Source organism: Thermus caldilimi (assembly GCF_004684245.1).
GTDB lineage: Bacteria > Deinococcota > Deinococci > Deinococcales > Thermaceae > Thermus > Thermus caldilimi.
This window is the reverse complement of the sequence record NZ_CP038452.1, coordinates 2,318,556-2,337,918: the sequence shown is the minus strand read 5'-3', so window position 1 is coordinate 2,337,918 and position 19,363 is coordinate 2,318,556. Positions and strand designations below refer to the sequence as shown.

Annotated in this window: 19 protein-coding genes and 1 pseudogene; 17 read left to right on the top strand and 3 right to left on the bottom strand. The window is 65.5% G+C overall.

What is annotated here, in order from left to right:
* Positions 1-33: 33 nt before the first annotated feature.
* The 9 genes and pseudogenes from EBI04_RS12480 (at position 34) to hemW (ending at position 7,472) form a co-directional block, all read left to right on the top strand.
* Positions 34-1,437, top strand: a complete 1,404-nt coding sequence (locus tag EBI04_RS12480; protein ID WP_135257723.1) for an FAD-linked oxidase C-terminal domain-containing protein — start codon at positions 34-36, stop codon at positions 1,435-1,437.
* Positions 1,430-2,476 carry an FAD-binding protein gene (locus EBI04_RS12475; RefSeq protein WP_135257722.1) on the top strand — a complete coding sequence of 349 codons (1,047 nt, stop codon included), beginning with the start codon at positions 1,430-1,432 and terminating at the stop codon, positions 2,474-2,476. The genes EBI04_RS12480 and EBI04_RS12475 overlap by 8 nt, the downstream gene beginning before the upstream one ends.
* Positions 2,477-2,480: 4 nt before the next feature.
* A complete protein-coding gene (glcF, locus tag EBI04_RS12470; protein WP_135257721.1) occupies positions 2,481-3,743 on the top strand; it encodes a glycolate oxidase subunit GlcF in 1,263 nt (420 codons plus the stop codon).
* A 32-nt stretch (positions 3,744-3,775) separates the two neighbouring features.
* Complete coding sequence (locus tag EBI04_RS12465) at positions 3,776-4,021, top strand: type II toxin-antitoxin system VapB family antitoxin (protein WP_130842728.1); 246 nt, start codon at positions 3,776-3,778, stop codon at positions 4,019-4,021.
* Positions 4,022-4,408, top strand: a complete 387-nt coding sequence (locus EBI04_RS12460) for a type II toxin-antitoxin system VapC family toxin (RefSeq protein ID WP_135257720.1) — start codon at positions 4,022-4,024, stop codon at positions 4,406-4,408.
* Positions 4,405-5,624 (top strand): annotated as a pseudogene (locus EBI04_RS12455) (glycerate kinase type-2 family protein). The gene EBI04_RS12460 and the pseudogene EBI04_RS12455 overlap by 4 nt, the downstream one beginning before the upstream one ends.
* A 4-nt stretch (positions 5,625-5,628) precedes the next feature.
* Positions 5,629-5,946, top strand: a complete 318-nt coding sequence (locus EBI04_RS12450; RefSeq protein ID WP_130842725.1) for a nucleotidyltransferase domain-containing protein — start codon at positions 5,629-5,631, stop codon at positions 5,944-5,946.
* The gene (locus EBI04_RS12445; RefSeq protein WP_135257719.1) at positions 5,936-6,331 is read left to right on the top strand and encodes a HEPN domain-containing protein; all 396 of its coding nucleotides are present in this window, start codon (positions 5,936-5,938) and stop codon (positions 6,329-6,331) included. The genes EBI04_RS12450 and EBI04_RS12445 overlap by 11 nt, the downstream gene beginning before the upstream one ends.
* A complete protein-coding gene (gene hemW, locus EBI04_RS12440; RefSeq protein WP_135257718.1) occupies positions 6,324-7,472 on the top strand; it encodes a radical SAM family heme chaperone HemW in 1,149 nt (382 codons plus the stop codon). Before EBI04_RS12445 ends, hemW begins: the two co-directional genes overlap by 8 nt.
* 42 nt (positions 7,473-7,514) lie before the next feature.
* Here the strand turns inward: hemW and EBI04_RS12435 are convergent, their stop codons facing one another.
* Complete coding sequence (locus EBI04_RS12435) at positions 7,515-7,904, bottom strand: NADH-quinone oxidoreductase subunit 15 (RefSeq protein WP_135257717.1); 390 nt, start codon at positions 7,902-7,904, stop codon at positions 7,515-7,517.
* A gap of 36 nt (positions 7,905-7,940) precedes the next feature.
* On the bottom strand, positions 7,941-9,014 hold the full coding sequence (locus tag EBI04_RS12430) for a radical SAM protein (protein ID WP_135257716.1): 1,074 nt from the start codon (positions 9,012-9,014) through the stop codon (positions 7,941-7,943).
* A gap of 93 nt (positions 9,015-9,107) precedes the next feature.
* Between EBI04_RS12430 and EBI04_RS12425 the strand changes: the two genes are divergently transcribed.
* The 4 genes from EBI04_RS12425 to wecB are packed head-to-tail and all read left to right on the top strand — an operon-like array spanning position 9,108 to position 12,801.
* The gene (locus tag EBI04_RS12425) at positions 9,108-9,959 is read left to right on the top strand and encodes an aminoglycoside phosphotransferase family protein (RefSeq protein ID WP_135257965.1); all 852 of its coding nucleotides are present in this window, start codon (positions 9,108-9,110) and stop codon (positions 9,957-9,959) included.
* A gap of 10 nt (positions 9,960-9,969) precedes the next feature.
* Complete coding sequence (gene upp / locus EBI04_RS12420) at positions 9,970-10,596, top strand: uracil phosphoribosyltransferase (protein WP_135257715.1); 627 nt, start codon at positions 9,970-9,972, stop codon at positions 10,594-10,596.
* Positions 10,593-11,681: an MraY family glycosyltransferase gene (locus tag EBI04_RS12415; protein ID WP_135257714.1), complete on the top strand. Its 1,089-nt coding sequence runs from the start codon at positions 10,593-10,595 to the stop codon at positions 11,679-11,681. Before upp ends, EBI04_RS12415 begins: the two co-directional genes overlap by 4 nt.
* Position 11,682: 1 nt before the next feature.
* Positions 11,683-12,801, top strand: a complete 1,119-nt coding sequence (gene wecB / locus EBI04_RS12410) for a non-hydrolyzing UDP-N-acetylglucosamine 2-epimerase (protein ID WP_135257713.1) — start codon at positions 11,683-11,685, stop codon at positions 12,799-12,801.
* Here wecB and EBI04_RS12405 read toward each other — a convergent pair.
* On the bottom strand, positions 12,776-13,969 hold the full coding sequence (locus tag EBI04_RS12405) for an MFS transporter (protein ID WP_135257712.1): 1,194 nt from the start codon (positions 13,967-13,969) through the stop codon (positions 12,776-12,778). The genes wecB and EBI04_RS12405 overlap by 26 nt on opposite strands.
* A gap of 79 nt (positions 13,970-14,048) precedes the next feature.
* On the opposite strand from EBI04_RS12405, the gene EBI04_RS12400 reads away from it, so the two are divergent.
* From EBI04_RS12400 to EBI04_RS12385, 4 genes are all read left to right on the top strand, one after another.
* Entirely contained in the window at positions 14,049-15,140 is a 1,092-nt protein-coding gene (locus EBI04_RS12400; RefSeq protein ID WP_135257711.1) for a site-2 protease family protein, read from the top strand.
* A 54-nt stretch (positions 15,141-15,194) separates the two neighbouring features.
* The gene (locus tag EBI04_RS12395; protein ID WP_135257710.1) at positions 15,195-16,178 is read left to right on the top strand and encodes a TAXI family TRAP transporter solute-binding subunit; all 984 of its coding nucleotides are present in this window, start codon (positions 15,195-15,197) and stop codon (positions 16,176-16,178) included.
* A 61-nt stretch (positions 16,179-16,239) separates the two neighbouring features.
* Entirely contained in the window at positions 16,240-18,354 is a 2,115-nt protein-coding gene (locus tag EBI04_RS12390; RefSeq protein ID WP_135257709.1) for a TRAP transporter permease, read from the top strand.
* 29 nt (positions 18,355-18,383) lie between these two features.
* Positions 18,384-19,361 carry a TAXI family TRAP transporter solute-binding subunit gene (locus EBI04_RS12385; RefSeq protein WP_135257708.1) on the top strand — a complete coding sequence of 326 codons (978 nt, stop codon included), beginning with the start codon at positions 18,384-18,386 and terminating at the stop codon, positions 19,359-19,361.
* Positions 19,362-19,363: the final 2 nt, after the last annotated feature.

Genomic DNA, 19,363 nt, shown 5'->3' with positions numbered 1-19,363 from the left:
ACCCCTTCCGGTAAAGTGGGATAGGAGGTGGCAATGGGGTTCCTGGAAGAGCTTAGGGCCCTCTTTCCCCCGGGGAGGTTGCTGAGCAAGGGGGCGGAGCTGGCTCCCTACGAGTCCGACGCCCTCACGGCCTACCGCAAGCGCCCCCTGGCGGTGGTGCTTCCCGAGCGGAAGGAGGAGGTGGTGGAGGCGGTCAGGCTCTGCTATCGCCACGGGGTGCCCTTTGTGGCCCGGGGAAGCGGCACCAGCCTCTCGGGAGGCTCCTTGCCCGTGGAAGGGGGCCTGGTCATCGCCCTCAATCGCATGAACCGCATCCTGCGCCTGGACCCCAAGGCCAAGATCGCCGTGGTGGAGCCCGGGGTGGTAAACCTGGAGGTTTCCCGGCAGGCGGCCCCTTTTGGCCTCTATTACGCCCCCGATCCCTCCAGCCAGCCCATCTCCACCATTGGCGGGAACGTGGCCTTTAACTCCGGCGGGGCCCACTGCCTGAAGTACGGGATGACGGCCGGCCACGTGCTGGCCCTCGAGGTGGTCACCCCCACGGGGGAGGTGGTGCGCCTGGGCGGGGAGAGCCTAGAGGGTGTGGGCCCCGACCTCCACGGCTTTTTCGTGGGCACCGAGGGGCTTTTGGGAGTGACCCTGGAAATCACCCTAAGGCTTCTCCCCAGGCCCGAGGCCTACCATACCCTGCTGGCCGCCTACGGGAGCCTCGAGGCCGCCGGTAACGCCGTGAGCCAGGTGATCCGCAGTGGGCTTCTCCCCGGGGCCATGGAGATCATGGACCGCCTGGCCATAGAAGCCGCCGAGGCCGCGGTGAAGGCCGGTTACCCCCCAGCCGAGGCCCTCCTCATCGTGGAGCTGGAAGGCCCCAAGGAGGAGGTGGAGGAGGAAGCCAAACTCCTGGCCCAGGTGATTGAAGAAAGCGGGGCCTTGGAGGTGCGCATCGCCCAAAGCGAGGCCGAGCGCCAGGCCATCTGGAAGGGGCGCAAGGCGGCCTTCAGCGCCGTGGGAAGGCTTTCCCCGGATTACATCGTCCAGGATGGGGTAGTGCCCCGAAGCCGCCTGGGGGAGGCCCTGAAGGAGATCGGAAGGCTTTCCCAGGAATACGGCCTTAGGGTGGCCAACGTCTTCCACGCGGGGGACGGGAACCTCCACCCCCTGGTCCTCTACGACGGCAAAAAACCCAGGGAGCTGGAGCGGGCCGAGGAGCTGGCGGGGGAAATCCTCAGGCTCTGCGTACGCCTGGGGGGCTCTTTGACGGGGGAGCACGGCATCGGGGTGGAGAAGAAGGCTTACATGCCGGAGATGTTCGCCCCGGAAGACCTCCTGGCCATGGAACGGGTCAAGGAGGCCCTGGACCCCAAGGGCCTTGCCAACCGGGGTAAGGTCCTGCCGGAGGGGGTGGTGGACCCCTGCCTCGAGGGGGCCCATGGCTGAGGTGCGCCCCACCAGCCTATTGGAGGTGCAGGAGGCGGTGCGCCTCCACCCCCGCCTGCGCCCCAAGGGCGCGGGGACCAAGCCCGCCCTCTCCGCCCCCCGGGAGGGGGAGGTGGTCCTGGACCTCTCGGGCCTCCGGGGCCTCCTCCAGTACGAGCCCGAGGAGTTCGTCTTCACCGCCTACGCGGGCACCCCGGTCAAGGAGGTGGAAGAGGTCCTAAGGGCCCACGGCCAGTACCTCCCCTTCCACCCGCCCCTGGCAGGCCGGGGGGCCACCTTAGGGGGCACGGTGGCCGCGGGGCTTTCCGGCCCCATGCGGGAACGGTTTGGGGGCCTGAGGGACTTCCTCCTGGGGGTGCGCTTCGTGGATGGGGAAGGAAGGGTGGTGCGGGGCGGGGGCCAGGTGGTGAAAAACGCCGCCGGTTTCCCCTTCCACCGCCTCATGGTAGGTTCCCTGGGAGCCTTCGGGGTCATGGTGGAGCTTTCCTTCAAGGTCTTCCCCTCCCCCAGGGCCACCCAAACCTTGCGGCTCACCTATGGGAACCTAGCGGAAGCCCTTGCCGCTATGGAACGCCTCCGGGTGCTTCCCCTGGATCTTCTGGCCCTGGACCTTATTCCCCCCGCCACCCTGGAGATCCGCCTAGGGGGGTTCCCCGAAAGCCTGGGAAAAAGGCTAAAGCGACTACAGGAAATCCTGCAAAAAGAAGGCGAGGTGCTGGCGGAGGACGAAGCCCACTGGGAAGGGGTGCGGAACCTCCGCTTCCTGGAGGAGGCCCCCATCTGGGTCAAGGTTCCCTCCACCCCCGCCTGGGTACCCAAGCTGGAAGACCTGCCCCTAGGTCCTAGGCGGTACCTGGCGGGAGGGGAACTCCTCTACGCCGGGATGGAGGCCAAGGGACTGGCATCCCTTAGGCAGGCAGGGATTCCCCACCTGGTCCTAAAGGGCGCCGGGGATGCCCTCTTCCCCCACCCGCCCGAGGCCTTTTTCCGCCAGCTTAAGCTGGCCCTGGACCCTAGGAGCCGTTTTCCCTTAGGGTGAGAGCATGCAGCACCGCATACCCGTGGAAACCCTGGGCAAGGAAGGGGAGGTGATGGCCCACGCCATCGAGGCTTGCGTCCATTGCGGCTTCTGCCTCCCCACCTGCCCCACCTATTTGGTCCTGCAGGAGGAGATGGACTCCCCCCGGGGGCGCATCTTCCTCATGAAGGAGGTGCTGGAGGGAAACCTCCCCCTAGAGGAGGCCCTCCCCTACCTGGACCGCTGCCTGGCCTGCCAGGCCTGCGTCACCGCCTGCCCAAGCGGCGTCCCCTATGGCGAGCTCATCGCCACCTTCCGCCTGCACACCGAGAGCAAGCGCCACCGCTACCCCCTGGAACTGGTCTATCGCCAGTCCCTCCTCCGTATCCTTCCCTACCCGGAACGCTTCCGGCCCTTAGTCGAGCTGGGAAGCCGGCTAAAACCCCTCCTCAAGCCCCTTCCCCTGCCCAAGGCCCTTAAGGCTCCCATCGCCCTGCTCCCGGACCGCCTACCGGGCAGGGAATCCTACCAGGAGGTCTACCCCGCCAAGGGCCAAAGGCGGGCCAGGGTGGGCATCCTCCTGGGCTGCGCCCAGCAGGTTCTGAGGCCCTCCATCAACCGGGCCACCATCCGGGTCCTCCAGGAAAACGGGGTGGAGGTGATAGCTGCCAAGGAACAGGTCTGCTGCGGAGCCCTGAACCTGCACGCGGGGGACAAGGAGGGGGCAAGGCGCTTGGCCCGGCAGAACATGCGGGTCTTCCAAGACGTGGACTTCGTTGTCACCAACGCCGCCGGGTGCGGCTCGGGGATGAAGGAATACCCTCTTCTCTTCCTGGGGGAACCCGAGGAGGAAGAAGCCAAGGCCCTGGCCGTCAAGGTGAAGGACCTCACCGTTATCCTGGACGAGCTGGGCTTCATCCCCCCTTCCCCGCCCCCAAGGCCCCTCAGGGTGGCCTACCACGATGCCTGCCACCTGGCCCACGCCCAGGGGGTGCGGGAAGCCCCAAGGAGGATCCTTAAGGCCTCTGGGATGGAGGTGCTGGAGCCCAAGGAGTGGGAGATCTGCTGCGGTAGCGCCGGCACCTACAACCTCTTCCAGCCCGAGATCGCCGAGGTTTTGGGCAGGAGAAAGGCGGAAAATCTTCAGGCCACCCAGCCCGAACTGGTGGTCACGGGCAACATCGGCTGCCTCACCCAGATCCAGGCCTATTTGGACCAGGGCATCCCCGTGTTACACACCGCGGAGTTCCTGGAGTTGCTCTACGAAGGAAGGGACTCCGTGGATTGACGTAATGAAAAGTATGCATCTATGCTGAAACCATGCCCCTCACCATCCGCAACCGGGAAGTAGAACGTTTGGCCAGCGAGGTGGCCCGCCTGACGGGCGAAACCAAGACCGAGGCGGTGCGTAAGGCCTTGGAGCTCCGCCTGGCCGAGCTGACCCGTAAGCGGCGCCCTGATCGGGTGCTTCGCTTTTTGGAGGAGGAGGTGTGGCCTCGAATCCCTCCTGAGCTTTTGGGAAAGGGGGTCAGCAAGGAGGAGATGGACGAGCTCTGGGAGGGCTAGATGGTGGTGGATTCCTCCGTCCTCCTGGCCATCCTCTTCCAAGAAGAGGGGTACGAGGCCCTTCTCCAGGCCATCCAGGGAGCTCCCAAAGCCGCTTTGGGCGCGCCCACCTTGGTGGAAACCGCAGTGGTCTTTGGCCGCCGGGTAGGCTTTGAGCAGACCCATCTGGTGGAGAGGCTGGTGGAGGAGCTGGGCCTCGAGGTCCTGCCCTTCACCAAGGAGCACTACCGGGAAGCGGTGAGGGCCTACGCCCGCTACGGCAAGGGCCGCCACCCCGCCGGGCTCAACCTAGGGGACTGCCTGAGCTACGCTGTGGCTCGGGTCGAGGGGGAACCCTTGCTCTACAAAGGGGGGGACTTCCGCAAAACGGACCTGGGGAACGGATGAAGAGGCTTCTGGAGGCTGCCTTCCTCGAGGCCCTGCGGACCGCCCACCCCTACCGCCTCACGCAAAGGGCACTTCCTTCCTGGAAACCGGACCTGATTCTTTCGGTGGGCAAGGGGGCGGCCTGGATGCTCCGGGCCGCTTTGGACCGCTATGGGGAGGTGCCCTACCACCTCACCCTGCCCAAGGGCCAAGACACCCTGGGCCTGAGGGCGATTTTCGCCAGCCATCCCCTTCCCGATGGGGAAAGCTTGAGGGCCGCCCAGGAGGTGCTGGGGCTCCTCCAGGAGCTTCCCCCAGGGCCCGGGTCCTGGCCCTGATCTCGGGAGGCGGAAGCGCCCTCTGGTGCCTGCCCCTGGGGATCTCCCTGGAGGAGAAGCAGGCCCTCACGCAGGACCTCCTCAAAAGCGGGGCCAGCATCGGGGAGGTGAACGCGGTGCGCAAGCACCTTTCCCGGGTGAAAGGGGGAAGGCTCCTCCTGGCCACCAGGGCCAGGGTCCACGTCCTCCTCCTCTCCGACGTGCCGGGGGACGACCCCAGCGTCGTTGCCTCGGGGCCCTTCCACCCCGACCCCACCACCTACGCCGATGCCCTGGCCATCCTGGACCGCTACCGCCTGGACCTCGAGGGGGCCCGGCGGGCGCTGGAGCGGGGGGCCAGGGGGGAGCTCCCGGAGACCCTCAAGCCGGGCCACCCCGCCCTAAGGCGGCTTTCCTGGCGGATGGCCGGGGGCAACCTGGACCTCCTGAAGGCCGCCCAAGGGTTCTTAAGGCGGCAAGGCTACCGGGCGGTGATCCTCTCCGACCGCTTCGGCGGCGAGGCCCGGGCCCTGGCCCGCTTCCATGCGGAGCTGGTGGAAACCCTCCGCGCCCATGGCCTTCCCTTCAAAAAGCCCCTTTTCCTCCTCTCCGGGGGCGAAGCCCAGGTGCGGGTGGAGGGAAGGGGCCTTGGGGGAAGGAACCTGGAGTTCCTCCTGGCCCTCTACGCCCACCTGAAGGCCCCCCTCTACGCCCTGGCCGCGGATTCCGACGGGCTGGACGGGCCTTCGGGGGCGGCGGGGGCCCTCCTCACCCCGGAGGTCTGGGCCCTGGGCCTGGACCCCAGGCCCTTCCTGGAAGCCAACGACAGCTACGGCTTCTTTGAACGGGCGGGAACCCTCCTAACAACCGGTCCTACCGGCACCAACCTCAACGACTTCCGCCTCCTCTTTGTAGACTGAGAAGGTGGAGTACCCGGAGCTGGCCCCGGTCCTCGAGGCCATCCTCAAAGCTGTCCCGGCGCGGAAGATCATCCTCTTCGGCAGCCGGGCCCGGGGAGAGGCCCGCCCGGAAAGCGACTACGACCTTCTCGTGGTGGTGCCTCGGGAAGTGGACAAGCGCTCGGCGGCGCGATCCCTTTACCTTGCCCTAGCCAAGGTACGCAAGGGTTTTGCCGTGGACCTGGTGGTAGCCCATCCAGAGGACCTGGAAAGGTACAAGGATGCCTGGATGACCATCTATCCCCAAGCCCTAAGGGAGGGGAGAACCCTTTATGCCGCTTGAACCCACGGACCCCTGGTCCTGGCTACGCCTTGCCCGAAGCGATCTGGCCTACGCCACCCAAACGCCTAAAGAAGCCCTGTTCGAGCCCTCCGCCTTCCTGGCAGAGCAGGCGGCGGAGAAAGCCCTAAAGGCTCTCCTCGTGAGCAAGGGCATCCCCTTTCCCAAAACCCATAATCTGGACTACCTCCTGGAGCTTTTGGAAGGCGCAGGCTTCCCTGTTCCCGACGCCATAAAGGAGGCCACCCTCCTCATGGAGTACACCCTCAGGGGCCGCTACCCCGCGGGGCTTCCCGAGCTCACCCGGGAGGAATGGGAAGAGGCCCTAGCGCTGGCCAGGCGGGTGGTGGCCTGGGTGGAAGCCCTCCTGTCCCAAGGCCATGGCTAGCCTCTACGTCCACGTCCCCTTCTGCCCCACCCTGTGCCCCTACTGCGACTTCCACGTGGTGCGCCGGGCCCCGGGCTGGGTGGAGGCCTACCTGGGGCGCCTGAGGGAAGAAGCCCAAGGGCTTCACCTAAGCTATCCCGAGCCCCTCGCCACCCTCTACCTGGGCGGGGGCACCCCCAGCTTTCTGCGGGACCGGGAGCTGGTGGCCCTTTTCCAGGCCCTCCCCTGGAGGCTGGAACGGGGGGCAGAGGTGACCCTCGAGGCCAACCCCGGCACCCTCAACCGGGAAAGGCTTGCCCTTCTCAAGGACTTAGGGGTGAACCGCCTCTCCCTGGGGGTGCAAAGCTTCCAGGACCCCGTCCTTCGGTTCCTGGGAAGGGCCCATGGGCGCAAGGGAGCCTTGAAGGCAGTGGAGATGGCCTTGGAAGAAGGCTTCCGGGTTTCCCTAGACCTCATCCTGGGCCTGCCCATGCAGGAGGTGGAGAAGGATCTAAAGGAAGCCGCCTCCCTAGGAATAGGGCATGTATCCGCCTACATCCTGCAGGTGGAAAAGGGTACCCCCTTCGCCCTTTCGGGCCTGAAGGAGGATCCGGAACGGGAAGCCTGGGCCATGGGGAAGGCGGAAGAGATCCTGAAGGGTGCTGGCCTTGTGCGCTACGAAATATCCAACTTCGCAAGGCCCGGCGAGGAGGCCCGCCACAACCTAGCCTACTGGCGGAATGGCTTTTGGCTGGCCCTGGGTCCCAGCGCCGCAGGCCAGTACCCGGGCACGGGACCGGTGTACGCCCTCCGCCGCACCAACCCTCCCCTCCCCCGCTGGCTCCTGGGGGAACCCCCGCAGGAGGAAGCCATCTCCCCCCTAGAGCACGCCAAGGAAAGCCTCATGCTGGGCCTACGCCTGCGGGAAGGGGTGGACGTGGAGGCCCTGGAGAGGCGGACGGGCCTAAGCCTTTGGCCCCTCCTGGAAAGCCCGGCAGAGGCCCTGGCGCAAGAAGGCTACCTGACGGTGGAAGGCCGCCGCCTTAGACCCACCCGCCATGCGTTTCCGGTGCTCCACGGAGTGGTGCTGAAGCTTTGGGAGGCCATGGAACCCCTGGAGGTCCATGGCCGGGTTGGCACCGACGAGGAACGAGGAACCTGAACCCCGGCGGACGGCCTCGAGACGAGAGGCCACCGCCAAGGTCTAGGCGAAGGCCAAGGCCTCCCGCGCCCGGTCGGCCAGGGCGAAGAAGCGCTCCTTGGTAAGGGGGATTTTCCCCGTCACCAAGCCTTTCCCTGGCTCGTAGTGGGCGTGCAGGTGGATGTGGGCCCGGGGAAGGCGAAGGCCGATGCGCTTCAGCTTTGCGTGGCGAGGGGAAACGTCCGCCAGGAGGAAGGGCTCCCCCAGGGCATCGGAGAGGGAAGCGGTCATGATGGTGGTGGGAAGATCGTAGGGGCGCTCCATGCGGTAGATGAAATCGGGGAAGTCCGCCTCCTTCTCGAACCGGACCCCCTTCTCTCTGGCGTATTCCCGCATCCAGGAAAGGAGCTCCACCCAGGCCTCATAGAGTTCCCGTTCGTGCGAGGCGCTCATGGCCCGAGTATACCAGGAGGCTAGGGCACGCTGGCCCTAATAGAGGAATTCCCGGATGTCGTACCGGGCCACCCGCAGGCCCAAGCGGCGGAGCTCCCTGGCCCAAGCGGCAAGTTCCCCCTCCACATCGGGAAGAGGCTTTAGGCCCAGGAGGGCGTAGGGGGTACCCGGCTCCTCCTGAAAAGGGGATAGGTAAACCACATCCTCTTTCCCTAAGGGGAGCTCGGCCAAAAGGGCCAGGCTCTCCCGGCGGTGGGCCTCGGCGTAGGTTAGGCCCCCAGCCCCCATCATGAGGATTACCCCCAAGGAAAGCCCCGCTTCCTTTAAAGCGTTCACCAGGGGTAAGGCCTCCCAGGGGTGCCCGGGCTTGTTCAGGAGGGCAAGCAACGGAGCATGCCCGGTCTCGAGGCCAATGTAAACCCGCCTAACCCCCAAGTCCCTAAGCCTTCCCCACCAAGCCGCCTCCTTCTTCAACCCGGTAAAGAGGTCCAAAAAGCCCAGGATGGGCTCCCCGGGAAAGGCCAGCCGGACCTCTTCCAGAAGGGGAAGAAGGGGCTCGCCCAAGGCCAAGGCGTTGCCATCTCCCAGAAAAACCCCCCTCCTTAAAAGCCTTCCCCTCCCCAAAAGCTCCAAAACCCGTTCCACATGCTCCCGGAAGGCGTCGGGACTGCGCTTCCGAAAGGGGCGGTCCTGGTAGAAGGAGCAAAAGGCGCACCGGTTCCAGGTGCATCCCGTGGTGGCCTGGAGGACCACGGAAAGGTAGGCATCCGGAGGAAGAATGCTCACGGGCCAGGCGTAGGCCCGGCGATAGGGGGTGGGGTCGGAAAGGGCCTCCGGGGTCCAGCGAAGCACCTCCTCCCGGCGTCCGGGATCCTGGAGATGGACCTCCGCTATGCCCAGGATCTCGCGGTAGACCTCCAGGGCCTCCGCCTCCACCAGGCGTCGCCTCCTCCTCTCCCCCTCCCGGTAGCGCAGGTGCAGGCTCCCGTCCAGGGCCCTCTTGTAGGTGAGCCCCTGGCGGAAGTAGTGGTAAGGCCGACCCTCCCGGTCAAAGGAAAGGACCCTGTCCCCCAGGGAAAGGACTGTGGCCTCCGGCCGCAAAAGCTCCACGCCCTTAGGTTACGCGCTCCCGGGAATGGGGTCCTATTCAAAGCCATGCTCACGGGGCATTTCCTCCCCCTCGAGGCCCTTAGAATAAGCCCCGTGGTGCTCTCGGCCCTGAAGGGCCTCCTCTCCCCCGATACCCTCTCTCGCCTTACCCCCCTGGGCGGCTTTGAAGCCCGGGTGTACACGGATGGGGAAAGGGTCTACAAGGTCTACCGGCCTGGCGAGGCCCACCTAGCGGCCCTCGAGGCGGAAAGGATGGCCCGCGCCGGCTTGGGAAGCTTCGTCCTTGGGGTGGCCCAGGTGGAGGGACAAGGGGTCCTGGTCATCCGCCATTTTCCCGGAAGGCCCTTCCGCCCCGAAGCCTTCACCCCCAAGGCCCTCGCCGCCCTTTCCCACCTCTTCCTCTCCCTCCACCGCCTCCCCGAGCCGGGGTATGTGGAGCGGGAAGAGCTTTTGGAGAGGCTAGAGCGCTTCGCGGAAAGCCTGGGCTCTGTGCCCGAGGCCTCAAGCCTCATCAAAGCACTCATGCGGGAGGTGGCCTGGGTGGCGGGGGTGGAAAAGCGCTTCTGCCACCGGGACGCCTGGGCGGGGAACCTCCTGCTTAAAACCCAGGGAAACCCCTCCCGTGAGGACCCGGAGGTGATCCTGGTGGACTGGGTCCGCGCTGGGGGGGACGATCCTGCCCGCGACCTCGCCCTCCTCAAGACGGGAAGCCTGGACCTTCTGGGGGAAGAAAGGGCCCGGGAGACCCTTTTCCGCCTGGTGCAGTTCTACCCCAAAGAGGTGCGGGAGCGCCTGGCCTTTTACGTCCCCCTCACCTACCTCCACGACCTCCACTGGTTCCGCACGAAAAAGCCCGAGGGCTTCCTCGAGGCCCTGGCGGACAAGCTCCCCCGGGCCCTGGGCTTTTTCCAAGACTGCTTTCCCCCACGAAACCGGACGTGTTAGGCTTTGGGGGATGAGGATCACCCTGGTGGACCACCCCTTGGTCCAGCACAAGCTGGCCCACCTGCGGGACAAGCGCACCGGCGCCAAGGACTTCCGGGAGCTAGCAGAAGAGCTCTCCCTCCTCATGGCCTACGAGGCCATGCGGGACCTGGAGCTTACCGAAACCACCGTGGAAACCCCCGTGGCCCCCGCGAGGGTGAAGGTGCTTTCCGGCAAGAAACTGGCCCTGGTGGCTATCTTGCGGGCTGGACTGGTCATGGTCGAGGGCATCCTCAAGCTGGTGCCCCATGCCCGGGTGGGGCACATTGGCCTCTACCGTGACCCCGAGTCCCTAAAGCCCGTTCAGTACTACGCCAAGCTACCTCCGGACATCCACGAGCGCCGGGTCTTCCTCCTGGACCCCATGTTGGCCACGGGCGGAAGCGCCAGCCACGCCCTTACCCTTCTTAAGGAGAAGGGGGCCACGGGGATTAAGCTCATGTGCCTCATCACCGCCCCCGAGGGCCTGGAGCGCATCGCCCAGGACCACCCCGACACGGAGGTGGTGGTGGCGGCCATCGACGAGCGCCTGAACGACCACGGTTACATCGTTCCCGGCCTGGGAGACGCCGGAGACCGGATCTACGGGACCAAATGACCGAGCTTCTGAAGAAGATAGGCATCGCTGAACCCACGGGCACAGGCTGGCTTACCGTGGTCTTCGCCTTCCTGGTGGCCCTTTTCTTCACCTGGCGCTTCCTGCCCCATGTGCGCCGCTTCGCCCTCAAGGTGGGCTGGGCGGACATGCCCAACGAAAGGCGCCTCAACCGGGAGCCCCTGCCCAACGCCGGGGGCCTGGCGGTGTACGCCGGGGTGGTGCTGGCCCTGGTGGTGGCCGCCTTCCTAAGGCCCATCCTGGTGGAGCACGTTCTTATCCAGGTCCTCGCCATCCTCCTGGGCGGGGCCTGGCTGGTGCTGGTGGGCTTCATCGACGACCAGTTCGGCCTCCCCCCCCTCTTCCGCCTCTTCGTCCAGACCCTCGCCGCCCTCCTCCTGATGGCCGTGGGGGTGCGGTTCGAAGCCGCCTTCGGCACCCCCCTGGATCCCGTCTTGGGGTTTTTCCTCACCTGGCTCTGGGTGGTGGGCATTACCAACGCCCTGAACCTCATGGACGGCCTGGATGGGCTGGCGGGCGGGGTGGCGTACATCAGCGCCATGAGCCTCCTCTTCGTGAGCGCCCAGTTTCCCTACTGGGCGGCAGGCACCCTGGTCCTGGCGGCCCTAGCCGGGGCAGCCCTGGGCTTCTTGCGGCACAACCTCCACCCGAGCCGCATCATCCTGGGGGATGCGGGGGCTTACTTCCTGGGCTTCACCCTGGCGGCCACCTCCCTTCTTGGCAACCTGAAGCTCACCACCTTTTTGGGCCTCCTGCCCCCGGCCCTTTTTCTCCTCCTCCCCATCCTGGACACCACCCAGGTGGTGGTGCGAAGGCTATTGCGGGGGCAAAACCCCCTTTCCACCCCCGGCAAGGACCACATCCACCACCGCCTTCTCGCCCGGGGACTTTCCCAAAGGCGGGTGGCCTTCCTCCTGTGGGGGCTGGCCCTCCTCTTTAACCTTCTGGCCATGGCCTACCTGGGCATGCCCAAGGAGGCCATCCTGGCAAGCTTTTTCGCCACGGTTTCCGGCCTGGGGTGGGTGACCTACCGCCGCCTCAGGGCCCTTTGGAGGGGGGCAGAATAGCATGAAGCGGGTGGTTCTAGCCTTCGGTACCCGGCCCGAGGCCACCAAGATGGCTCCGGTCTACCTGGCCTTGAAGGAGCATCCCCACATAAAGCCCCTCATCCTCCTCACCGGCCAGCACCGGGAACAGCTAAGGCAGGCCCTGGGGCTTTTCGGCATCCAAGAGGACCGGAACCTGGACGTGATGCAAGAGCGCCAGGCCCTTCCCGACCTGGCGGCCCGCATCCTGCCCCAGGCGGCCAGGGCCCTCGAGGAGATGCGGGCGGACTACGTGCTGGTCCACGGGGACACCCTCACCACCTTCGCCGTGGCCTGGGCCGCCTTTCTGGTGGGGCTTCCCGTGGGGCACGTGGAGGCAGGCCTAAGAAGCGGCAACCTCAAAGAACCCTTCCCCGAGGAGGCCAACCGCCGCCTCACCGACGCGCTCACCGACCTGGACTTCGCCCCCACCCCTCTGGCCAAGGAGAACCTCCTAAGGGAGGGCAAGAAGGCGGAAACCATCCTGGTCACCGGCCAGACGGGGGTGGACGCCGTGCTCCTGGCCTCCCGGCTGGGCCAGCTTCCCGAGGGGCTTCCCCCTGGCCCCTACGTGACCGTTACCATGCACCGGCGGGAAAACTGGCCCATCCTCTCCGAGCTGGCCCGGGCCCTAAAGCGGGTGGCGGAAGCCTTTCCCCACCTCACCTTCGTCTACCCCGTGCACCTGAACCCCGTGGTGCGGGAGGCGGTCTTCCCCGTGCTCAAAGGGGTGAAGAACTTTCTCCTCCTGGATCCCCTAGACTACGGGCCCATGGCCGCCTTGATGCGGGAAAGCCTTCTCCTCATCACCGACTCCGGGGGGCTTCAGGAGGAAGGAGCGGCCCTGGGGGTGCCGGTGGTGGTACTCAGGAACGTCACGGAAAGGCCGGAGGGCCTCGAGGCGGGCATCCTCAAGCTGGCGGGCACCGAACCCGAAAGGGTTTACCGCACGGTGAAGGCGCTACTGGAAAACCCTGAGGAGCTTGAGCGCATGCGCCAGGCCAAGAACCCCTACGGGGATGGGAAGGCGGGGATTCGGGTGGCCCAGGGAGTGGTCTGGCGGCTTGGCCTAGGGCCTAGGCCGGAGGACTGGGTTCCTTAGGCCAGGAGCGCAGCTGGTAAAGCCCCACCATCAGCACCGCCCCTCCCAGGACCAAGGCAGCCAGGCGCCCGCCGAGAAGTTGAAAGAGAAAACCAGTAAGGTAGGCCCCCAGGGGCCCCGTGCCCAGCATCACCAGGCTGTAGACCGCCATGACCCGTCCCCTGAGGCGGTCGGGCACGGCGAGCTGCACCAGGGTGTTGGCGTTGATGAGCACGGAGATCATGCCAAAGCCCCCAAAGGCCAGGAAGAGAGGCACCAGGGGCGAGATGGGAAGGAAAAGGCCCAGGTGGGCCAGAGCCAAGGAGAAAACCCCGAGGAGGAGGCGAGAGGGCTTAGGCCTCCCCGTGAAGGCCATGACCAAGGCCGCCCCTAAGGCCCCAAGCCCCACACTGGACATCAGAAACCCGTAGCCAGCGGCGGAGAGGGCAAGAACCAGGCGGGCGTAAGCCGGCACCAGGGTCTGGAAGTTCATGCCCAAGAGGCTAGCGAAGAGAACCAACCCCACCACCCGGCGCACCACGGGATGCTCGAGGACAAACCGCACCCCTTCCTGGGCCTCCCCCCACCAGCGCCCGTTCCCCTCGCCTCCGGGCCCCGGAGGCAGGCCTCGGAGGACGAGGAGAAGGGGCAGAAAGGAGAGGGCATTGGCCAAATAGGCCACCCCCACCCCGAAAAGGGCGATCAGCACACCGGAAACAGCCGGGCCCAGGAGGCGGCTCGTGTTAAAACCAAAGGAGTTGAGGGCGATCGCCCCAGGGTAGCGCTCCCTTCCCGCCAGCTCCACGGTGAAGCTCTGGCGCACCGGCAGGTCCATGGCGTTGAGGGCCCCATAGAGGAAGGCGAAGAGGAGCACGTGACCGTAGCGCACCTGCCCGGTGAGGATGAGGAAGGCCATGAGGAAGGCCAGAGCCATCATGCCCCCCTGGGTAAAAAGAAGAAGGTTCCGCTTGGGGTAACGGTCGGCCAGCACCCCGGCGGGGAGGGAGAAGAGCAAGGAGGGCAGGAACTGCAGGGCCACCACCAGCCCAAGCCTCTCCGCGCTTCCCGTAAGGAGGAGGACCAGCCATCCCTGGGCTGCCGACTGCATCCAGGTGCCCATCTGGGAGGTGAAAAGGGCGAGCCAGTAAGAACGATAAAGAGGGTCTTTCAGGAGGGCCAAGGCCAGCACCCCTTTATCCTACGGCTGACTGACCGGTCATTACCAACCCTATCCCCGGTCTACGGCTATACTGCGGCTATACTGAGGCATGCTCCAGCGCGGCTTTCCCTTGTTCCGCGTTCTGGGGATACCCCTCTACCTGGACCTTTCCTTTCTCTTAATTCTCCCCCTTCTAGCCTTTCTCATCGGTAACAACCTTCCCCTTTATCTGGAACTATTTGGACTTCCCCAGGACCCCTCCCTGCTCCAGGGCACCCTGCCCTTCCTCCTGGGACTTTCCGCGGCCCTAGGGCTTTTCGCCTCTGTGCTTTTACACGAGCTAGGGCATGCCCTGGTGGCCCGGCGCTTCGGCGTGGAGACCAAGCGGATCACCCTGTGGCTCCTGGGCGGGGTAGCCCAGATGGAAAGGATCCCCAGGGAACCCCAAAAGGAACTCTGGATCGCCCTGGCGGGCCCAGCGGTGAGCTTTGCCCTGGCCCTCTTCTTCCGTTTGGTGCAGGCGGAATCCGGGGCCTTGGGGTTTCTCACCCACTATTTGGCCTTGGTCAACCTGATGCTGGGGCTATTCAACCTCCTCCCTGCCCTGCCCTTGGATGGAGGCCGGGTCTACCGGGCGCTTTTGGCCCTGCGCAAGCCCTACCTCCAGGCCACCCGGCAGGCCTTGGCCCTGAGCCAGGCCCTGGCTTGGGCCTTGGGGCTGTTCGGATTTCTGGCCTTCAATCCCTTCCTGGTCCTCATCGCTTTTTTCGTGTACATGGCCTCGAGGGCCGAGGTAGAGGGCACTCTGCTGGCCCAGGCCTTAAGCGGGTTGAAGGCCAAGGACCTCATGACCCCAAACCCCCTGGTTATCCCCCCAAAGCTTACGGTCCAGGAAGTCTTGGGCCTGGCCTTAGCCCACAAGGTTTCCGGCTTCCCCGTGGTGGAGGAGGGGCGGGTCCTGGGGGTGGTGGGCCTCGAGGGGTTGGAGGGCGCCGACCCCATGGCCCCCGTGGCTCACTACCTAAAAGAACCCCTGATCCTCTCCCCGGAGGAGGAGGCCCTTGCTGCCCTGGAGCGGATGGCCGAACGGGGGTATGTCCGGGCCTTGGTCATGGAAGGGGACCAGCTCCTCGGCATCCTCAGCAAAACCGATCTCCTAAGGGCCTTCCAGGTGCGGATGCTGGGGCATCCCTCACCTTGACAGTTACCGAAGGGTGGGGTAGGTTAGGGGCGCAAAAGTATACGGGAGGCGACCATGAAGAGAGTCTTTATCCTCATCGGTCTGGCAGCCCTAGGCCTAGGCCTGGCGCAGAAGCCCAAGGTGGTGATAGGTACGGGGAGTACCGGCGGCGTATTCTTCTACTACGGCACCGCCCTGGCCGACATCCTCAACAAGGCCGGGGTGGCCGAGGCCCAGCCGGTGCAGACCGGGGGCTCCTACGACAACCTCCAGCTCCTCCGGGACCGCACCGGGGGTGGCACCTACTACTGCGCCCTCACCACCACCGATTCCGCCTATGTGGCCTACACTGGGGAGGAGCCCCGCTTTAAGGACAAGCCGGCCAAAAACCAGCGGGTCCTCTTCTACATGTACCCCTCCTTCATCCACCTGGTGACCACGGAAAAGTCTGGCATCAAGGTGGTGCAGGACCTTAAGGGGAAGCGGGTCTCCACCGGCCAGCCCGGCTCCAGCACGGAAAACCTGGCCCTCCTGGTGCTCCAAGGAGCGGGGGTGAAGCCCGAAAGCTTCGCCAAGCGGGAGCGCCTGCCCGTGGCCGAGGGGGCCAAGGCCCTGGCCGAGGGCACCCTGGACGCCTTCTTCTGGGTGGGAGGCGTGCCCACCAGCTCCATCGTGGAGCTCTCCCAGACCCTCTCCCGTAAGGGAGATCGCATCTACCTGGTGCCCATCGACCCCAAGAGCACCACCGCCCAAGTGGCCATGAAGAAGTTCCCGGGCTTGGTGGACCCCTACACCGTGCCCAAGAGCGTCTACAACACCCGCACCGACGTGCGCGGCCTGGCCACGGGCAACATCGTGGTCTGCCCGGACACCCTCCCCGCGGAGGCCGGCTATGCCATCGTGAAGGCCGTCTTCGAGAACCTGGACACCCTCCGCACCGCCGTGGCTGCCGCCAAGGACACCAGCCTCGAGGCCACCGCCAGGCTGCATGGCAGGCTCCCCATCCCCTTCCACCCGGGAGCCGAGCGGTACCTGAAGGAGAAAGGCCTCATCAAGTAAGCCATGCCTTAGCCCGGGTGCCCTGGAACCCTCCAGGCCCCGGGCTTTTTTGGAGGAAGCCATGGAGCTGGAACATCCCAAGACCCCATCCACCCCTCTGACCCGGCTGACCAACTGGATCCTGATCCTGGGGGCCCTTTATAGCCTCTACTTGGTCCTTCATCCTTTCACCCCCTTGGCCAGGGCGGAGATTCCCATCCTGGACATCGTACAGCTTCAGCGGAGCACCCACGTGCTCTTCCTCCTGCTGGGAGGCTACCTGGTTTCTTTCTACCTCCCCCGGAAGCGTACCCTCGGAGCGTGGGTGTACTTTGTCTTCACCTTGATCCCCCTATATAACTTTCTTTTCCCCAGCGTCCCCGGGGTAAACCTGCCGTGGGAGGCCAAGGCGGTGGGCCTCCTGTACTGGGCGGTGGCGGCCCTGCCCACCATCTTTCCGCGCTTAAAACCGCCCGCCGACCTCCTGGCGGCTCTCCTGGCCCTCTTCCCCACCCTCTATCAGCTCCGCTTCTTTGAGGAGCTGGTCTACCGGGCGGTCCTGCCCCAGCCCTGGGACATGGCCATGTCCTTCGGGCTCATCATGCTGGTCCTGGGCCTGGTCTACCGCCTTCTGGGGCCGGTGATGCCGGTCTTGGTCCTCTTCTTCTTCAGCTACAACCTCTATGCCGACCTCTTCCCCGGGGCCTTCAGGGGAAGCCGCCAGGGAATAGACCTCCTTCTGGGCAAAACCTTCAACGAAACCGAGGCCGGCATCTACGGCCTCATCACCGGGGTCTCCGCCAAGTACCTGGTCTACTTCACCTTGCTTTCCGGCATGATCGGGGCCTTGGGCCTGGGGAAAGTGGTGGCCAACCTGGCCCTGGCCCTGGTGGGCAAGCACCCCGCCACCCCTGGACGGGTTACCGGCCTGGCCAGCGTGTTCATGGGGATGTTCTCCGGCTCTGGGGCCGCGGACACCCAGTTTGTGGCCGCCCTCACCAAGCCCCTTTACGAGAGGGCCAACTACGATCGCCTGGTGGCCGCGGGTCTGGTGGCCACCGCAGGCACCATCGCCCTCATCACCCCCCCGGTCATGGGCTCCATCGCCTTCATCATGGTGGAGATCCTCCAGATCCCCTACCTGAAGGTGATCATCATGGCCCTGGGGCCGGCCTTGCTTTACCTGACCGCCGTTTTAGCCTTCAACGAGTTCTACTCTCGCAAGGCCGGCCTTCCCCCCGTGGGAGCGGAGCTGGGCATGAGCCGGAGGGCCTATATCCTCCGCTACAGCACCCTGTTTTTGCCTATCCTCCTCATCGTCGCCATGCTCTACATGGGCTACGAGGTGCGCACCGCTGCCAGCCTGGCCCTCCTCTTCTTCATCCTTCTCACTTATCTGGACCCCACCCTGAGGCCTAAGAACCTGGCCCCCATCTTCCAGGGGCTTTCCGAGGGCTTCCGCACCCTCTTGCCCATCGGCACGGCGGTGACCGCCGCCAACCTCATCTTCGCCATGATGGTGATCAGCGGCCTTCCTTCGAAGTTCAGCCAGCTTCTCCAGCAGGTATCGGGGGAAAGCCTCCTTCTCGCCACCCTCATTACCGCCCTCTTCAGCCTGATCCTGGGCATGGGGGTGCCCCCCACCGCCACTTACGTGCTCACCTCAGCCCTCACCGCCCCGGCCATCATCGCCCTGGCCAAGCAAAACGGCATCCCCGACTCCGCCGCCATCCTCGCCACCCACATGTTCCTCTTCTACTACGCGGTCCTGGCCGACGTAACCCCGCCCGTGGCCCTTTCCGCCTATGCCTCAGCCAGCGTCTTCGGCACCAACCCCCTGCTCACCGGGGTCTATGCCGCCCGGGTGGCCCTCGCCAAATACCTGGTGGGCTTCTTCTTCCTGCTCTCCTACTCGGGCACCGCCCTCCTCATCGTGCCCGTGTTGGAGAACTCCCCTGCCGGCGAGGCCTGGGGCATGATCCTGGAGCGCTTCTTTTCCGTGGCCATCGGCATCGTCTACCTTTCGGCCTCCGCCGCAGGGTATACCCGCAGGCCCCTGGCGCGCTGGGAGGCCTGGGCTTTGGGCATCCTGGCGGTTTTCCTCTTCGTGCCCTACGGACCCCTGAACCTGGCAGCCTTCCTGCTCGGGCTTCCCTTCTTCCGCAAAGGGTTGACGGGAGCACGCGGGAAGCCTTAGGGTAAGGCCGAAGGAAAGGAGGTAAGGCTATGAAGAGAGCCCTGTTGATCCTCTTGGCCTTGGCGGGTTTGGGGTTGGCCCAGAAGCCCAAGGTGGTGATCGCCACCGGGGGTGTGGGAGGGGTTTACTTCTACTACGGCACCACACTGGCGGAAATCTGGAACAAAGCCGGGGTAGCCGAGGCCCAGGCCATCCAGACTGCGGCTTCCATTGACAACCTGCTCCTTTTGGAAAACCGCACAGGCGGAGGCACCTACTACTGCGGCACCGTGTTGCCCGATTCCGCCTACCTGGCCTACACCGGTCAGCACGACCGCTTTAAGGACAAACCTGCCAAAAACGTGCGCATCCTCTTCGCCATGTACCCCAACTTCCTGCACATCGTCACCCGGGAGGGAACAGGCATCCGGGTGGTGCAGGATCTGAAGGGGAAGCGGGTGTCCACCGGGGCTCCGGGTTCGGGCACGGAGGTGGAGGCCTTGCTGGTCCTGCAGGCCGCTGGGATCTCCCCCAAGGACTTCGCCAAGCAGGAGCGTCTGGGGGCCCAGGAAAGCGCCAACGCCCTAGCCGAGGGCAATATCGACGCCTTCTTCTGGTCGGGGGGCCTCCCCACCGGGGCCATCACCGAGCTTTCCGCCGCCCTGGCCCGAAAGGGGCAGAGGATTCACTTGGTTCCCTTAGACCCCAAGAGCACCGTGGTGCAGACCTTCCAGAAGCGCTTTCCCGGCCTCGCCGGCCCTGGGGGGATCCCCAAGGCGGTCTACGGGGCCCGGGCCGACACCCCCACCCTCACCTTCTGGAACCTCTTCGTCTGTCCGCAAAGCCTACCCGAAGAGGCTGCGTATGCCTTAACCAAGGCCACCTTTGAGAACCTGGCCACCCTGCGCCAGGCGGTGACCGCCGCCCGGGACACCACCTTGGAAAACGCCGTCCGCTTCGTGGGGGGCACCATCCCCTACCACGAGGGGGCCCTGCGCTACTTCCGGGAAGCCGGGGCCCTGAAGTAGGC

Excerpts from the sequence above, each read along its gene's own strand:
- EBI04_RS12480 (WP_135257723.1), top strand. The coding sequence starts at position 34 with ATGGGGTTCCTGGAAGAGCTTAGGGCCCTCTTTCCCCCGGGGAGGTTG.
- EBI04_RS12475 (WP_135257722.1), top strand. The coding sequence starts at position 1,430 with ATGGCTGAGGTGCGCCCCACCAGCCTATTGGAGGTGCAGGAGGCGGTG.
- glcF (WP_135257721.1), top strand. The coding sequence starts at position 2,481 with ATGCAGCACCGCATACCCGTGGAAACCCTGGGCAAGGAAGGGGAGGTG.
- EBI04_RS12465 (WP_130842728.1), top strand. The coding sequence starts at position 3,776 with ATGCCCCTCACCATCCGCAACCGGGAAGTAGAACGTTTGGCCAGCGAG.
- EBI04_RS12460 (WP_135257720.1), top strand. The coding sequence starts at position 4,022 with ATGGTGGTGGATTCCTCCGTCCTCCTGGCCATCCTCTTCCAAGAAGAG.
- EBI04_RS12445 (WP_135257719.1), top strand. The coding sequence starts at position 5,936 with ATGCCGCTTGAACCCACGGACCCCTGGTCCTGGCTACGCCTTGCCCGA.
- hemW (WP_135257718.1), top strand. The coding sequence starts at position 6,324 with ATGGCTAGCCTCTACGTCCACGTCCCCTTCTGCCCCACCCTGTGCCCC.
- EBI04_RS12435 (WP_135257717.1), bottom strand. The coding sequence starts at position 7,904 with ATGAGCGCCTCGCACGAACGGGAACTCTATGAGGCCTGGGTGGAGCTC.
- upp (WP_135257715.1), top strand. The coding sequence starts at position 9,970 with ATGAGGATCACCCTGGTGGACCACCCCTTGGTCCAGCACAAGCTGGCC.
- EBI04_RS12415 (WP_135257714.1), top strand. The coding sequence starts at position 10,593 with ATGACCGAGCTTCTGAAGAAGATAGGCATCGCTGAACCCACGGGCACA.
- wecB (WP_135257713.1), top strand. The coding sequence starts at position 11,683 with ATGAAGCGGGTGGTTCTAGCCTTCGGTACCCGGCCCGAGGCCACCAAG.
- EBI04_RS12400 (WP_135257711.1), top strand. The coding sequence starts at position 14,049 with ATGCTCCAGCGCGGCTTTCCCTTGTTCCGCGTTCTGGGGATACCCCTC.
- EBI04_RS12395 (WP_135257710.1), top strand. The coding sequence starts at position 15,195 with ATGAAGAGAGTCTTTATCCTCATCGGTCTGGCAGCCCTAGGCCTAGGC.
- EBI04_RS12390 (WP_135257709.1), top strand. The coding sequence starts at position 16,240 with ATGGAGCTGGAACATCCCAAGACCCCATCCACCCCTCTGACCCGGCTG.
- EBI04_RS12385 (WP_135257708.1), top strand. The coding sequence starts at position 18,384 with ATGAAGAGAGCCCTGTTGATCCTCTTGGCCTTGGCGGGTTTGGGGTTG.